General features: G+C 63.0%; 16 protein-coding genes. 5 read left to right on the top strand and 11 right to left on the bottom strand.

Annotated elements, in window-relative coordinates; genetic code table 11:
- The 4 genes from zigA to C0V82_RS27085 form a co-directional block, all read right to left on the bottom strand.
- The gene (gene zigA / locus C0V82_RS20380) at positions 1-1218 is read right to left on the bottom strand and encodes a zinc metallochaperone GTPase ZigA (RefSeq protein ID WP_102114210.1); all 1218 of its coding nucleotides are present in this window, start codon (positions 1216-1218) and stop codon (positions 1-3) included.
- Between the two features lie 162 nt (positions 1219-1380).
- Positions 1381-1518 (bottom strand): hypothetical protein, encoded by a 138-nt coding sequence (locus C0V82_RS27995; RefSeq protein ID WP_425438258.1) that lies wholly within the window; start codon positions 1516-1518, stop codon positions 1381-1383.
- Positions 1519-1592: 74 nt separating this feature from the next.
- Complete coding sequence (locus tag C0V82_RS27825) at positions 1593-1727, bottom strand: hypothetical protein (protein ID WP_281262373.1); 135 nt, start codon at positions 1725-1727, stop codon at positions 1593-1595.
- 54 nt (positions 1728-1781) lie between these two features.
- A complete protein-coding gene (locus C0V82_RS27085; RefSeq protein WP_158660087.1) occupies positions 1782-1949 on the bottom strand; it encodes a hypothetical protein in 168 nt (55 codons plus the stop codon).
- Positions 1950-1965: 16 nt separating this feature from the next.
- Between C0V82_RS27085 and C0V82_RS20370 the strand changes: the two genes are divergently transcribed.
- The 5 genes from C0V82_RS20370 (at position 1966) to C0V82_RS20350 (ending at position 4366) form a co-directional block, all read left to right on the top strand.
- The gene (locus C0V82_RS20370; RefSeq protein WP_102114208.1) at positions 1966-2181 is read left to right on the top strand and encodes a hypothetical protein; all 216 of its coding nucleotides are present in this window, start codon (positions 1966-1968) and stop codon (positions 2179-2181) included.
- On the top strand, positions 2123-2989 hold the full coding sequence (locus tag C0V82_RS20365; protein ID WP_158660086.1) for a TonB-dependent receptor: 867 nt from the start codon (positions 2123-2125) through the stop codon (positions 2987-2989). The genes C0V82_RS20370 and C0V82_RS20365 overlap by 59 nt, the downstream gene beginning before the upstream one ends.
- Positions 2990-3143: 154 nt before the next feature.
- Positions 3144-3434 (top strand): TonB-dependent receptor, encoded by a 291-nt coding sequence (locus tag C0V82_RS27880; protein WP_102114206.1) that lies wholly within the window; start codon positions 3144-3146, stop codon positions 3432-3434.
- A 36-nt stretch (positions 3435-3470) separates the two neighbouring features.
- On the top strand, positions 3471-3902 hold the full coding sequence (locus tag C0V82_RS27875; RefSeq protein ID WP_158660085.1) for a TonB-dependent receptor: 432 nt from the start codon (positions 3471-3473) through the stop codon (positions 3900-3902).
- Positions 3902-4366, top strand: coding sequence for a hypothetical protein (locus tag C0V82_RS20350; RefSeq protein WP_102114204.1), 465 nt, complete (start codon positions 3902-3904; stop codon positions 4364-4366). The genes C0V82_RS27875 and C0V82_RS20350 overlap by 1 nt, the downstream gene beginning before the upstream one ends.
- A gap of 45 nt (positions 4367-4411) precedes the next feature.
- Here C0V82_RS20350 and C0V82_RS20345 read toward each other — a convergent pair whose 3' ends face one another.
- From C0V82_RS20345 to pdxR, 7 genes are all read right to left on the bottom strand, one after another.
- A complete protein-coding gene (locus C0V82_RS20345) occupies positions 4412-6631 on the bottom strand; it encodes a TonB-dependent siderophore receptor (protein WP_102114203.1) in 2220 nt (739 codons plus the stop codon).
- Between the two features lie 45 nt (positions 6632-6676).
- Complete coding sequence (locus C0V82_RS20340) at positions 6677-6952, bottom strand: DUF3325 domain-containing protein (RefSeq protein WP_102114202.1); 276 nt, start codon at positions 6950-6952, stop codon at positions 6677-6679.
- Positions 6949-8553, bottom strand: coding sequence for a PepSY-associated TM helix domain-containing protein (locus C0V82_RS20335; RefSeq protein WP_102114201.1), 1605 nt, complete (start codon positions 8551-8553; stop codon positions 6949-6951). Before C0V82_RS20335 ends, C0V82_RS20340 begins: the two co-directional genes overlap by 4 nt.
- Complete coding sequence (locus C0V82_RS20330) at positions 8550-8873, bottom strand: hypothetical protein (RefSeq protein WP_199772558.1); 324 nt, start codon at positions 8871-8873, stop codon at positions 8550-8552. The genes C0V82_RS20335 and C0V82_RS20330 overlap by 4 nt, the downstream gene beginning before the upstream one ends.
- A 26-nt stretch (positions 8874-8899) precedes the next feature.
- Positions 8900-11071: a TonB-dependent siderophore receptor gene (locus tag C0V82_RS20325; protein ID WP_102114200.1), complete on the bottom strand. Its 2172-nt coding sequence runs from the start codon at positions 11069-11071 to the stop codon at positions 8900-8902.
- Positions 11072-11314: 243 nt separating this feature from the next.
- A complete protein-coding gene (locus C0V82_RS20320; protein WP_102114199.1) occupies positions 11315-12406 on the bottom strand; it encodes a PepSY-associated TM helix domain-containing protein in 1092 nt (363 codons plus the stop codon).
- 92 nt (positions 12407-12498) lie between these two features.
- Positions 12499-13959: a MocR-like pyridoxine biosynthesis transcription factor PdxR gene (gene pdxR, locus C0V82_RS20315; RefSeq protein ID WP_102114198.1), complete on the bottom strand. Its 1461-nt coding sequence runs from the start codon at positions 13957-13959 to the stop codon at positions 12499-12501.
- Positions 13960-13994 lie beyond the last annotated feature (35 nt).

Genomic DNA, 13994 nt, shown 5'->3' with positions numbered 1-13994 from the left:
TCACGCCTCCCCCTGCCGCTTCCAGCGGGGGAAGGGGTCGGGCAGACGCTTCCAGGCATTGACCTGCATCTCGCGGGCGTTGATGTCGCCGACCAAGGCGCTGTCCAGGCGACGGCGGATCGCCGCCTCGTCCATCCCCGTGCCAATGAACACCAGTTCCTGGCGCCGGTCGCCGTAGACCGGATGCCAATTCTGCTGGATCATCTGTCGGTATTCGTCGCTGTCGGGCCAGCGGTTCCTGGGCACGGCTGCCCACCAGAAGCCCATGGCTTCATGCCGAACCAGCGACCCTGCCTGGCTGACCTCGCCCACCCAGTCGGGGCGGGTGGCTAGCCAGAAATGGCCCTTGGCGCGGATCACACCTGGCCATTCCTCCTGAAAGAACTGGTGCAGCTTTTCGGGATGGAAGGGGCGGCGGGCGCGATAGACGAACGAAGAAACACCATACTCCTCCGTTTCCGGCTTATGATCCTTGAACCCGTGCAGTTCCTTGAACCAGAGCGGGTGCTCCTGGGCCTTTTCGTAATCAAAGCGTCCGGTATCCAGCACCCGGTCCAAGGTCACCCGGCTCTGCGCCGTTTCGATCAGGTCAGCGTCGGGATTCAAAGAGCGGATGATCTTGCGCGCGATATCCGCCTGTTCCGGGGTGGCGGTATCCAGCTTGTTCAGCAGGATGACGTCGGCGAATTCGATCTGATCAACCAGCAGATCGACCAGAGTGCGGTTATCGTCTTCACCGAGGGATTCACCGCGATCGCGCAGGAAATCAGTGGAGCCATAGTCGCGCAGCAGGTTCACGGCGTCGACCACCGTCACCATCGTGTCCAGCCGCGCCACATCCGACAGGCTTTGCCCGTCCTCGTCGCGGAAGTCGAAGGTGGCGGCGATGGGCAAGGGCTCGGCAATGCCCGTGCTTTCGATCAGCAGGTAATCGAAACGCCCCGCCGCCGCCAGCCGCCGCACCTCCTGCAACAGGTCGTCGCGCAAGGTGCAGCAGATGCAGCCATTGCTCATCTCCACCAGTTTCTCATCCGTGCGCGAAAGGTCGCTGCCACCGGCGCGGATCAGGTCGGCGTCGATATTCACCTCGCTCATGTCATTCACAATGACGGCGACGCGCCGCCCCTCGCGATTGTTCAGGACATGGTTCAGCAAGGTCGTCTTGCCAGCGCCCAGGAAGCCGGACAGGACAGTGACGGGAAGGCGGGTATCGGACATGGGGCGCTTCTTCGCTGAGCATTGCCTAAGATGTGCTATGTTATAACGTAACTATTTAACAAACTGCAAGCGCCGGACTGTGGCTGCCAAGGCCGCGATCAGCGATCCCCTATCACCAAATTGTCCGGCGTAAGGTGCTCCTCGATCCTGCGTGCCAACGTCTCATGTCTGCCGGCAGCGGGACGGCTTCGTGCCCCGATAGCGCTGATAGGCTGCGCTGAACTTGCTGGGGTTTGTGTATCCGACCGCTGTTGCCGTCACGGATACGCCGTCGCGCAACAGGGCTTCGGCCTGTGCCATCCTGGCCTGGGTGAGGAATTGGTGCGGCGGCAGGCCGGTTGCGTCCCGGAACGCCAGTTTACCGCGCTTTCATGCTAAAGAGCGGTCATGATGGTGGTCATCAAGGGATCGCGATGAATCCGTAACGCCACCGATGACTGCAAACGGCTGGCATCGAGAAGGTTCAGCCGTTCATAAAGCCCTTCCGGGTCAATGCCGATGGCGACCATCCGGCAGCGGTCCCACCGAACGGGTGCGCCCTCGTCCGGTGGGAAAATAATCACTTATCCAGGCCGCACCACACCGTACAGGGTACCTTGGGGTGAACGGCGGCTGATCGGTGCGGTGGAGCGGGTACACAGGCCCAGCCGGATATAGCCAACCGGTGGTTGGTCGCCGGCAAAGCGGGCATAATCCAGCACCGCCATGCGCGCCAGCCCATCTGGTGCCATGGCAATCTGTTGTGGGATGACCGCCCAGGGCGGCAGCCTGAGTGCGGTCATCCTCACGGCCAAGGACATTCAGGATCAGGCGGGGCGTGATACCGTTCGTGATGTGCTGGAAACCATCGCCAACATCACCCTGGTCACCGGTACCGGAGAGGCCCCCACCGTGCGCGGTATGGATGGCACTGGGCCCGCAGAAAACGCCAATGCCTTTTCGCCCGAAGCCGCGCCCGCCTGAACTGGCGCGTCGATGGCAGGCCTGCCAGTTACAACGAAGTGTGTTCGGCGATATTTGCCTGTGGGATGTCGAGCGTATCGAGGTTCTGCGCGATCCGCAAAGCAAGCTGGTTGGGCGCAATGCCATTGCCGGCACGGTGGTGGTGGACACGAAGGCCCCGGCCTTCGTGCAGGAAGGGACGGCCCAGATTGCAGCCGGCAACCATGATCAACGGCGGGCGTCGGTGATGATCAATCTGCCGCTGGAGGCTGACAGAGTCGCCCCGCGCCTCTCCGCAGATCGTTATCAGCGTGAGTCCGTAACCAACGATGATAGCTATCAGGGGGTGAGCGACCCTGGCCGGGTGAAATCAACCTCGCTACGCGGCAAGTTGCTGTTCAAAGCACCCTCCGATCCTGATCGCCGGTTACTGGTCACGGGCGCGCATGTCGATCATCGCGGCCTCAATGGGAAGATCATTGTCAGGCCCTTTGCCAACCGCCGTTCCAATTTTCCGCAGCAACTGGTGCACGAGCCACACACGAACAGCCTGGGCTTGGAGGCGGGGATACCCTTGGCAGATGGCTACAGGGTCGAGATTTCCACCTCCTACACCAATTTCCGTTTCCGACGCCGGGCCGTTCCCAACAGTTCCAACGCCCACATCAGCACCGACGAATACATGGTCGAACCACGCCAGCGGTACGAGGCCGCAGATGATAAATCGCTGGCTAACAGTCTCAATCTGTACCGGGCGCGTCCGCATGAGTTCATCGAGTTCATTGCGGCTCAGAATTTTCAGGATAATGCCGATACGGCTGCGGCCTAGTTGAGGGTGTGCTGCCAGTTGGCGACACGCTCGACCTGACGGCGGGGCTTCGGTACGAGCGCGAGGAGCGTGAACGTACCGGCGGCGATGCTGCCGGTCCCATCCCCGCGTCAGCTCTGACGCGACATATGATGTACTGCTGCCCAAGCTGGGGGTGACCTGGCACCCGGATGATCAGATGACCTGGGGTGCGCAGATTTCGCGCGGATATAATGCTGGTGGCGGCGGCATCTCCTTCGCCATCCCCATCGTGAACTATAAATATGGTCTTGAATATGTGTGGACGGCGGAACTGTTCGGTCGCCAGAAATGGGCGGTCGGGAAGATCAGGACAACACAGAACCTGTTCCATTCCCGGTACCGCAATATGCAGTTGCCGTTCGACCTGACGCCCGAAAATACCCATGATGAAGCTTTCGTGGTGCGCAATGCCCCGCGTGTCTAGACGTCAGGCGCGGAGCTGGGTATCGAGGGCGCTGTTGTGGATGGCGTTACGGCGCGTGCCCAGCTTGGCCTGTTGCGGACCCGGATCACGCATTATCCAGGTTCCGGCCTGAAGGGGAACAATCTGCTGTCGGCCCCGGATGTCACGGCGGGCGGTAGCGTGGAATGGCGGCGTGGCGACCTCACAGCGTTGGGCGCCCTTACCTACACCGGTGCCCACTTCACGGATGTCAACAACCGTCCGCGCGGCCGAACCGACGACCTTATCATCGCTGATATCCAGGCATCTTATGATCTTGGCCGGTTCCGGCTGTTCGGTTCGCTGAAGAACCTGTTCGACAGCCGCGCGGCCATTGCCCGCTATCCCGGTGTCGTGCCCGCTGGCGGCAGCGGTTCGGAACCGGATTATGACAGTTCGGTTCTTGTCCAGCCGCGTACCTTCATGGCGGGTGTGAAGGTGACTTTCTGATGATGCCCATTCGCACAATCACGGCGATCTGGCCATTGGCCATCGCCGTCTATCATGGGCCCGCGTCGCTGGACGATTATCTGGCGCATCTGGCCCAATGGAACCTTTGGTTCGCGCGCGGCCAGCGCTTCATGGTGCTGCGGGTCTTCATGGATGATGCGGCGCTGGAACAGGCCGATGGCGTCGCCAGGGCGACCAAGCAATGGCTGGTCGACGGCGCAGGGGGCACGGTCCGATCACAGGTCGATGCCATGGTCAATATCGTGCCGCCATCCGCCTATGCGCGGATGGCGGCGTTGAGCGTGGAGAAGGTGTTCGGCATTCCGGGCCTGATTGCGGCAGGGCTGCCGGACGGCCTGGACTGGCTGCGCTCCCGGTTTCCCGAATTCGAGATTTGGGAACATGTCGAGACGGTGGTTCAGGACTGTACGGGTACGACGTTGAGCAAGGGCACGATCATGTGATGCGGCACTGGCATTACCACTCCTTCTCCACATTCAACACCCTGCTCATATTGATGCGCGCAGGTTGACCAGCACGCGCCGGGGCTGACCCCAGAAGCCGGCATTGAAATAGCCGACATTGCGGTAATACTTCCTGTCGAAGATGTTGGTGGCGTTCACGCCGACGCTGACCTGCTCGCCGACCTGATATCGGGCCATCAGGTCCGCCAGGACATAGGCCCCTTGGGTGACCCGGCCCTGAGCCGTGATCGGCGTTCCATTGACGTTGAAGCGGCCCGTGGGGATGGCCTGGTTCTGGTAGATCTCGCTCTGCCAGGTCAGACCACCACCGACGCTGTAATCGCCCTGCCGGTAATTGCTGAACAGGCGCAGCATGTGGGCCGGGCTCACGGTGAACGTCCGCGCCCCCATCTGATCCTCGCTGCGGGCATAGGTATAGCCGCCGGTCAGGCGCCATTGCGGGGTGATGGAACCGGAAACCTCGGCCTCGGCCCCCCAGGTCTCCACGCCCTTGACGGCGCGATAGGCATCGGCCCCGTCAGGCAGCATGCCGGGCGTAGCGGTAGGGTCCAGTTCCGCCACATTGTCCTGCTGCATATGGAAGCCGTTCAGCGCGGCGTAGAGCCGCTTGTCGAAGAACTCCCCCTTCAACCCAGCCTCGTAATTGGCACCGGTCAGGGGGGCGAGCTGCTCATTGTCGCGGTCGCGCTGGCTTTGCGGGCGGAAGACCTGACCGTAGGAGGCAAAGGCGGAAATTTCGTCCGTCAGATCAATGACCATGCCCAGATAGGGGCTGAGTTTGGTGTCGGCATTGACGGCGGTGATGGATGTCCGCACGCCGGTGGTGGAGAAATTCTCCGTTTCCGTTTCGAAATCCGAATAGCGGGCACCGGCGATGATTTTGACCCCGTCCATCGGGTTCAGGCGGATGGCGCCATAGACGCCGCTTTCGGTGGAATGTTCCAGGGTGCGGGGAATGCCCAGATTCTGCACGGTGGGCATGCCGATATCGCCATTCCAGGTATAGATGCTGGGGAAGGTGGCGCCATAGGGCCGGCTGGTAATGCTGGCATGCATCGACGCGAAATCGCGATCATAATGATTGGTGCCGAACACCAGTTCATGGCTGCGCCCGAACAGTTCCACGGGCCCGGACGCATAGGCATCCAGCGAATCCTCCCGCGTCTCCCCCACGCCATAGGTGTCCGACCTTCCCAACCCCAGGCCGGTCTGCTTGTTGATGAAGCTGGTGGCACCGGAGTTGGAGCCGACATAGAGCAGGCTTTCCGTGTCCGTCCAGCGCTTGTTATAGGCTAGGCGCGCCACCCATTCCCCGATCGACTGCTCCAGCGAGCCGGACAGGTTGATATTGTCGCGCTGCCACCGGCTCCATTTGGATGCGGCACTATAGGAGCGGTCGGTGCGGATGCGGGTGCCGTCGCTGTAAAACAGGGGCGAGGCGCCCCAGGAGCCACCCTGACTGTCGGTGCGCAGATAATCCACGCCGACGCGCAGGCGGGTGGTCTCTGTCACATCACCCTCGATCACGCCATACAGGCTGGGGGACTTGTCGCGCTGGAAGCGGACATGGCTCTCGCGGTCGGTATAGGTACCGACCAGCCGGGCGCGGATACGGCCACTCTCCAGCAGCGGCCCACCGATATCGGCCTCGGCGCGCTTATAGCTCCAGCTGCCATAGGTCAGGCTGGTGCTGGCATTAAAGCTCTCCTGCGGCCGCTTGCGCACCATGTTGATGGTGGCGGATGGGTCGCCGGTACCGGTCACCAGACCCGTGGCACCGCGCACGATCTCTACCCGCTCATAAATCGAGGTGTCGCTCATCACCGAATTGGCGGCGGCGCCGGTCTGAAACACGGTGGGCACGCCGTCGAACTGGAAATTGGTGATGGGGAAGCCGCGGGCCAGGAAGCGGGTGCGGTTGCTGTCATAGGATTGCACCGTGATGCCCGGTGTCTGTTCCAGCACGTCGGCGACGGTGATCAGATTGTAATCCTCGATGCGCTCACGGGTCATCACCGTGACCGATTGCGGCGTCTCGCGCAGAGAGAGCGGCAGCTTGGTGGCTGTGTTGGCGGCGCGCGCGTGATAGCCCTCGGTTCGATGCAGTACCAGTATCTCGTTCAGCAACTGCTCGTTCTCGTCCGTTGCCGTCAGAGCCGGCGTTGGGCTGGCAAGCAGGGCCAGCGACAAGCTGAGGGCGGTGGCGGCCCATACGCATGGGTAGCCTGAATGAGGGCGAGACATTGGATTTCCTTTGGACTTTGTGCTGAAACGGCGGTCAGGCACGGCTCAGTGCTGCCTTGGGGACAGGTAGGTGCGGGCCAGCACCAAGGGGCCTGCGGAGAAGCTCAACAATCCGCACCAGGCGATGCTGCCCAGTGCCGGTCCCCATGATGTGGCGGCGGCCCCCCAAGACAGCGCCAGCAGCAACCAGCCCAGCAGGCGCAGGGTGAAGGCCTGCCGTTTGAAGGGGCGGCGACCCAGCAGCCAATGGTGATGGTCTTCCATGGCCAGTGCCAGACAGGCGAAGCCGGCCAGCGCCAGCAGCCAGGATATCAGGCTCATTCCCCTGCCACGGCCATGGCCGCCTCCTTCGGCGCGCGGACACTCGCGGGGGCGATGCGCGGTTTGTGACGATGGACCTTCACGGCGATGGCGGCGAGCGACAGGCCCAGGGCCATGAAGGTGATATCAGTCCAGAAACGTGTGGCGTCGCCATGGTTCAAGTGTTGCCACATTCCCTGGCCCGAGAACTGGTCAAAGATGGGCAGGATCACAAGCGCTGCCCCTGTCAGGCCGAAAAGATGTACCCAGCCACGCTTGGGCGGGCGCAGGAAGGCATAGGCCAGGGCCAGGCCCCAGGCGATGAACATTATGTTCACCTCCCCATGCCAGCGCCCCTCCATGCCCACGGGCAGCAGCCGATTGGCCCAGAGCATAGTAACCATGCTCAGCGGCAATCCCGCCACCGCACTGACATTCAGCCGCTCCACCAGCCGGAAGCCGATATGCGGCCTAGCCGGATTGGGCAGCTTTTCCCGCCGTTTGGCTGTCCACATCACCAGCCCTGTGCCGACCATCACCGTGCCCGCCAATCCTGACAGGAAATAGAGCCAACGCACGGAGATGGGGGAGAAGCGGCCGGCATGGATTCCGACCATGGCATCGCGGGTGGCGGTGCCAGCCCCAGTGACGGGCGCCTTGCCCAGCAGCACGCCCGTCACCCCGTCGAAAACCAGCGGTTCCCCGTCATCCAGGATGGTGTGGCTGAGATCGCGGCCCATAGTCACGCGGGCCGAGGCATCGCCGGGATTGCTTATGCGGATGCTGCCGGGGCCAACGCCACCCCAGGTCTGCCGCGCCTGGTCCAGCATCGCGCCCATCGGCGCCATCGGCACCGGCGTGGCGGCATATTGGGCCGGCGGCACATTGGGCTGGGTGGCGGCGAAGGCCGCTGCGCGGTCGTCGAAATTGGCTAGCAACCCCCACGGCATATAGAGGGACATCAGCGTGACCAGCCCGGTATAGGTGATCATCAGGTGGAAGGGCAGGGCCAGCACGGCCGTGGCATTGTGGCCGTCCAGCCAGCTACGTTGGGCCTTGCCGGGCCGGAAGGTGAAGAATTCCCGAAAGATTTTCTTGTGCGTGATGATACCGGTGACGATCGCGATCAACATTACCATCGAACAGAACCCCACGAACCAGCGGGCCCAGATCACAGGCATGTAATGCAGGTCGAAATGCAGGCGGTACCAGAAATCACCACCGCGTGTTTCCCGCACCGCCACGGGCTGACCATCACCATCCACCCACAGGCTGTTGGTGGCGTCGGGCCAGCGGAAAGGACGGCGTGGCTCCTCAGGTGGCGAGCGTTCGGTCCACACACCCTGAACGCCGACGCCACGCGGACCAGGCAGACTGATCGACCAGGCGGTGGCATCGGGGGCGCGGATGGCCAATGCTGCCAGGGCCCCCTCCACCATCCGCCGCTCATCGTCCGGCGTGCGCATTTCCGACGTGACGGACAGTTCCGGCCGCATCCAGCGGCTGGTCTCTTCCCGCCAGAAACTGACAGTGCCCGCGATGAAGATCAGGAACAGCACCCAGCCGACCAGCAGGCCGGTCCAAGTATGCAGGGCCGATTGCGTCTGACGGAAGCTCTTCATGCCGGCCCCCCCACTTGAATGGAAAGCCATGCAAGCCCGCCCGTCAGCAGTGCCAGCCCCCAGATCCAGCCCGCCACCACCAGCGCCCGACCGGCCCCGAAGGTCCAGACCACAGCGCCCGTGAACAGGGCGAAGGACAGGATCGTGGCCGCCATCGCGGTCTCCAGTGGCGACCCGGGCAGCAGCCGGGCGAGCAGCGCCGTGGCAGCCGCTGTCAGGGCATACCCGCCGAATGATGCCGTCAGTATGCGCAGTGGCACGTCCCAGACGGGACGTGCTTTGCTGCCATGGGTGCGGTTGGCCTTGCTGTATTGGGTCACCGGGTCACCTGTCTGCTGTCCGGCGGTCAGAAGCGATAGCCGATGCTGCCCACCACTGACCGGCGGGCACCAAGGAAACAGTCGCCGCGCGCCAGACAGGTAGAAATGTACTTCTCATCCGTCAGGTTATTGACATTCAGGCCAAGCCGCCAGGCATCCAGGCTGTAGGAAAGCATCAGGTCGGCCAGCGTGTTGGCGGGCGTGTTGATGATGATGGTGCGGGCACTGTTCTGATCGGTCTGGCTGCCAACATAGCGCACGCCCCCACCGACCTTGACCTCCGCCCCGTTATCCAGCGCAAAGCTACGGATGATAAAGCCAGATGCCATGTGCCGAGGGGTGGAACTGGCAGGCTTGCCGACTTCGGTTGCTACATTGCTTTTGGAGGTCTTAGCGTCAGTATAGCTGTAGCTGGCCGTTATCGTGTAGTTCTCCAACACCGTGGCCTGTGCTTCGAACTCAAACCCCTGGGCCTTGATCTCGCCGGTCTGCACGCGGTCCAGTGTGTTAGTGGGGCTGGTGGTGACACGGTTGGTGTCGCGCAGGTCGAAGATCGCTGTGGTGACCAGGATGTCCTGCACCGGCTGCCATTTCACGCCAGCTTCCCACTGCTTGCCCACCTGCGGGTCGAAGGGCTCACCCGCCAGATTAGTGCCGGCCACCGGCAGGAAGCTTTCCGAATAGCTGACATAGGGGGCAAAGCCGCCCTCCATCTCGTACAGCAGACCGGCGCGATAGGAGGTAGCCGTATCTTTCTTCTTGGTCTTTACACCAGCCGGAGTCAGGGTTGATGACCTTGCATCATCATGGCGCAAACCCAACAGCAGGTTCCAGCCCTGCCATTTGATTTGGTCCTGAAGGTAGAAGCCGATCTGCTTTTGTTCAGAGGTGTTGCCCTTGGTACGGGCCGGTGCCGTGAAGCCCGTTGTATAGACCGGGTTGAACAGGTCGATAGGCGTGGTCAGGCGGGTCGAGATCTGGTCAAGTTCCTGTCGATATTCCTGCCAATCCATGCCAGCCAACAGCGTGTGGCTGACCGCGCCGGTGGCGAAGTCACCTTGCAACTGTGTGTCCGACGACAGGATGCGGACATCGGGGTAGGAGCCCGTCAGATACCGTCCCACATTGCGTTGGGCCCCCGTATATCCCGTCTGCCCGGCTGACAGGAACGGGTTCAGTGGGTTGGTGAAGGAATTGGAATAGATGGTCTGGTAGATGACTTCGCTCCATGCTCCGCGGAAGCTCTGCCGTGCTTGGAGCCAGTCGGTGATTTTCTGCGCGACGAAGGCAGAAACGTTGGTCTGTTCAGTCTTGAGCTGGTCATACTCGGGCTCGCCAATGAAGGTGGAGAAGCCGATCTGGCCATTGGGATTGTCATAGAGCGTGCCGGACCAGGGGAAGAACTGCGTCGTGAGGCCTGTGTCATCCTTCTGGTGGTAGAGTTGAATCGTGGCCTCTGTGTCCTCCGTTGGCCGCCAGGTCAGTTGTGGCGCAATGAACCAGCGGTCATCATCGACAAAATCGACCTGTGTATCAGCATTGCGTGCCAAACCCGTGATGCGGAAGGCCAAGGTTGCCGCCTCGTCGATCGGACCCGTCAGATCAAACTGTGCTTGTTTGCGGTCGTAATTGCCGTAGCTGAGGATCACCTCGTTCGCGGCGGTGAATTCCGGGCGCTTGCTGGTCAAATTGACCACGCCGGCCACACTGCCCTGGCCGTAAAGGACCGAGGTGGGGCCCTTCACCACCTCCACCCGTTGCAGCATATAGGTGTCGGCGCGCGCGACATTGTAGCTGTCGTAAGAGGTGCGCATCCCGTCCAGATACTGAAGCGGGCGGCTGCCGCGCACCAGATAGCTGTCGACCCGGCTGTCATTGCCATAGGCGTCGGAGCGCACGCCAGCACTATAGAGCAGCACATCCTGCACAGACAATGCGCCCCGCTCCCGCATCTGCTCGTCGGTAATGATGGCGATGGATTGCGGCGTGATGGCGATGGGCGTGTCAGTCTTGGTACCGCCGCTGGCCCGCCTTGCGCGCTCCCCCACGACCACAATTTGGTCCCGGTCGATGGCCTCCGCCACCTGCTGCACATTACCGGAGACAGTATCGGCCAGGGCAGGGGCCGACACACCGCCCAGCAGCAACGGCACAAGCAGCAACCGCTTTGCCGGTATGGAAGAAGGGCGGAGAGACATGACGGAGCTCCAATCGAATTAAGAATTATTCGCATCTGTCTAACGCTGTGCGGAGAAAATGCGAATGACTCTTAAAATCATACTTGTGATGCAAGCCGTGCATGGGTGCCGGGGCCGTCATCGCCTCAGAATCCGTCGGGCACCGCGGCCTTCATTCTGAACTGGCAGCGGTCTGGCTAGGGAATGATGAGCTACTGAAACAGGCGCGCGCCGGCTTCCTGGGTCGAAGGGCACAAGCGCATATCAGCCACGGTTAGCACTGCCCCGCCGCGTCCGCCGCCACCAAAGCAGCATTCCGTAGACCAGCACATAGGTCAGGCCCATACCCGTGACCAGGGCCAGGACACGACCTGCCGTACCACCGGCCTCGCCGGTGTGCAGCGGGTAGAAAGAGGCGACAAAGGATTTGGCCATTGGCGCCTCCGTTACCGGCCAGGCGCCCCGGATGCTGGCATCGTTGGCGTTGACGATCACGAGACTGCCGCCATAGCCGCCGCGATAAAGCTCACCCGGCGCCCGGACCCACAGGTAATAGCTGGCATCGTCCCCGGACGGCATGGTGGTGCCCACAAAGCGACTGCCGGGAATGGCGGCCACGCCGGCCCGCACGGCGGCATCCAGCCCTACCCCCGGTCCCTGTGGCGGGTTGGCTGGCAGTTGCACATCCTCCGCCCCCACCAGATCACCGATTTCATGCTCAAACAGGATCAGGCTGCCAGTGCCGGCCAGCAGCAGGGCCGGAATCACCACCCACAGGCCTACGGCCTTGTGCAGGGAATAGGACCGGGCCACGGGATGCCTGGTCTTCAAGGGCGTCAGCGCCCGGCGCCAGCCCCCGCCGCGCGGCCAGGCCACGACCAGCCCGAAGATCAGGTTGGTGACCAGCAGCAAGCCTGTCACCGCCATGATCCAATGCCCGACCCGTCCGGCCAGCAGGTCGATATGGATGCCGCGCATCAGTTCGAAGAAGGTGTATTCGTCCGCTGGCCGGTCGCGCAGCACCTCGCCCCCACCATCGATCCGGGCCTTGCGCGCCACCCCGCCGGCGTCCGTGTAGTTGATGACATAGCGGTCGGGCAGGCCTGCCGTTGTCCAGATCCACACCACCCCCGGACCCAGCGCGTCCAGCCGCCGTTCCACCGCCGCCATGTCGGTGGGCCGGCTGTCGTTGCTGATCAAGGCGTCGTCCAGTTCGAAATGGAAGCTGAGCAGGGTGCCCGTCACAGCCTGGATCAGCCAGAACAGGGCCGCCCCCAAGCCCAGCCAGCGATGCAGCCGAATGAACCAGCCGCGCGGTGTCACCTTCTGCCGGCCTGTCGATGGATTGGACATCATAACCCCCGCTTAACCCTGCCTTGATCCAGATGTGCTCATTCAAGGCAGGCGGGCGAAACCTCCAGTTCCTGGTAACCATACGGGTCCAGTGTTCAGCCTGTCGCCCTGCCCAGAATGGCGATGGCGGTCTGCGCCTCCGCCTCATTCAGGGATGCGAAACCGACGCGCAGGCCGCGGGGCGCGTCCGGCCGGGCCATGAAGGACCTTGACCCGGCAAAGCGCAGCCCGGCTGCCCTGGCTCGTTCCTCGATCCCGTCCAGGTCCCCGGCAAAGCGCAGCCAGAAGGCCAGGCCGCCATCGGGAATACGGAAATCCACCCTGTCGCCCAGCACCCGGCGCAGTTCGGCGGCAAAGCTTTCGCGGCGTCCGGCATAGACCTGCCGCGCCTTGCGGGCGTGGCGGCGCAACTCCCCATTCTCGATCAGGATGGCGGCGGTGGTTTCCGTCACGCCATTGCCCATGCCGTCGCTCAGCGACACCATATGGGCCAGCGCATCCACCACCGGTGCCGGCGCTGCGATATAGCCGATGCGCAGGGCCGGCAGCAGCAGCTTGGACAGCGATCCGACATGGATCACCTGGTCCGGCGCGTAGGCGGCGATGGGCAGCAGTGGCTGTGACTGGAAATGGAACTCATGGTCGTAATCATCCTCGATCAGCGCGAACCCATGCTGGCGCGCCAGTTCCACCAGCCGCAGCCGCCGGTCCGGCCGCAATGCCACCGTCGTTGGGAACTGATGATGCGGGGTGACGAAGGCGGCCTTCACCTTGTGCTGGCGGCAGGTGGCCTCCACCGCGTCCAGATCCATCCCGCCCTCGTCCAGACCCACGGGAATGATGCGGGCCCCCAGCGCCTGGAACGCAGCCATGGCCGGTTCATAGGTCAGTTCCTCCATGATCACCGCGTCGCCGGGACGCAGCAGGGTCATGGCGGCCAGGAAGATGCCGTTCTGGCTGCCGCGCGTGATGCAGATATTCTCCATCCCCACCGGCATGCCGCGCTGGGTCTTCAGCATGCCGGCAATCGCGTCCCGCAGTTCCGGCACGCCGCGCGGATCGCGATATTGCAGCCCGTTGGTGCGCGAGGCGCGGTGCGTGGCGGCACGATAGGCGCGTGCCAGCAGTTCCGGCGGGAACAATCGCCCGTCGGGCGCGCCTTCATCCAGCTTCAACCCGCTGCCGCCGGGCAGGGCCAGCGGGCGTTCCGGCGGGGCGTTGAAACCATAGCCGGGTGTCGCAATGCCATGGGGACGGGCGACGGCCTTGCCCCTGGCCCCGCCGCTTTCAGGTAATGTCACCGACACCAGCGTCCCGCGTGTGGCTGTGCTGTCCAGCCAGCCCTGGGCGATCAGGTCCTCATAGGCCAGCACCACCGTCTTGCGGTTGACGCCCAGCATTTCCGCCAGTGCGCGGCTGGACGGCAGATAGGTGCCCGACGCCAGCCGCCCGCTCTCGATATCATGGATCACCGCCTGGATGATCTGCATGTAGAGCGGGGCCGGGCGGCTGGCGTCGATCCGCTCGCTCAGGCCGGCCTGCCAGGTGCGCGCCATTGGACCCCTCGATTTTATCATCTTGGTGGTTTCCT

The sequence above is a fragment of the Niveispirillum cyanobacteriorum genome (assembly GCF_002868735.1).
GTDB lineage: Bacteria > Pseudomonadota > Alphaproteobacteria > Azospirillales > Azospirillaceae > Niveispirillum > Niveispirillum cyanobacteriorum.
Note: the sequence above shows the minus strand (reverse complement) of the source record. Positions and strands in the feature narration are given on the sequence as shown.

What these genes read in the sequence shown, in the direction of transcription:
- zigA (WP_102114210.1), bottom strand. Translation starts at nt 1,218, where the DNA reads ATGTCCGATACCCGCCTTCCCGTCACTGTCCTGTCCGGCTTCCTGGGC.
- C0V82_RS27995 (WP_425438258.1), bottom strand. Translation starts at nt 1,518, where the DNA reads ATGGCACAGGCCGAAGCCCTGTTGCGCGACGGCGTATCCGTGACGGCA.
- C0V82_RS27825 (WP_281262373.1), bottom strand. Translation starts at nt 1,727, where the DNA reads ATGGTCGCCATCGGCATTGACCCGGAAGGGCTTTATGAACGGCTGAAC.
- C0V82_RS27085 (WP_158660087.1), bottom strand. Translation starts at nt 1,949, where the DNA reads ATGGCACCAGATGGGCTGGCGCGCATGGCGGTGCTGGATTATGCCCGC.
- C0V82_RS20370 (WP_102114208.1), top strand. Translation starts at nt 1,966, where the DNA reads ATGACCGCCCAGGGCGGCAGCCTGAGTGCGGTCATCCTCACGGCCAAG.
- C0V82_RS20365 (WP_158660086.1), top strand. Translation starts at nt 2,123, where the DNA reads ATGGCACTGGGCCCGCAGAAAACGCCAATGCCTTTTCGCCCGAAGCCG.
- C0V82_RS20350 (WP_102114204.1), top strand. Translation starts at nt 3,902, where the DNA reads ATGATGCCCATTCGCACAATCACGGCGATCTGGCCATTGGCCATCGCC.
- C0V82_RS20345 (WP_102114203.1), bottom strand. Translation starts at nt 6,631, where the DNA reads ATGTCTCGCCCTCATTCAGGCTACCCATGCGTATGGGCCGCCACCGCC.
- C0V82_RS20340 (WP_102114202.1), bottom strand. Translation starts at nt 6,952, where the DNA reads ATGAGCCTGATATCCTGGCTGCTGGCGCTGGCCGGCTTCGCCTGTCTG.
- C0V82_RS20335 (WP_102114201.1), bottom strand. Translation starts at nt 8,553, where the DNA reads ATGAAGAGCTTCCGTCAGACGCAATCGGCCCTGCATACTTGGACCGGC.
- C0V82_RS20325 (WP_102114200.1), bottom strand. Translation starts at nt 11,071, where the DNA reads ATGTCTCTCCGCCCTTCTTCCATACCGGCAAAGCGGTTGCTGCTTGTG.
- C0V82_RS20320 (WP_102114199.1), bottom strand. Translation starts at nt 12,406, where the DNA reads ATGATGTCCAATCCATCGACAGGCCGGCAGAAGGTGACACCGCGCGGC.
- pdxR (WP_102114198.1), bottom strand. Translation starts at nt 13,959, where the DNA reads ATGGCGCGCACCTGGCAGGCCGGCCTGAGCGAGCGGATCGACGCCAGC.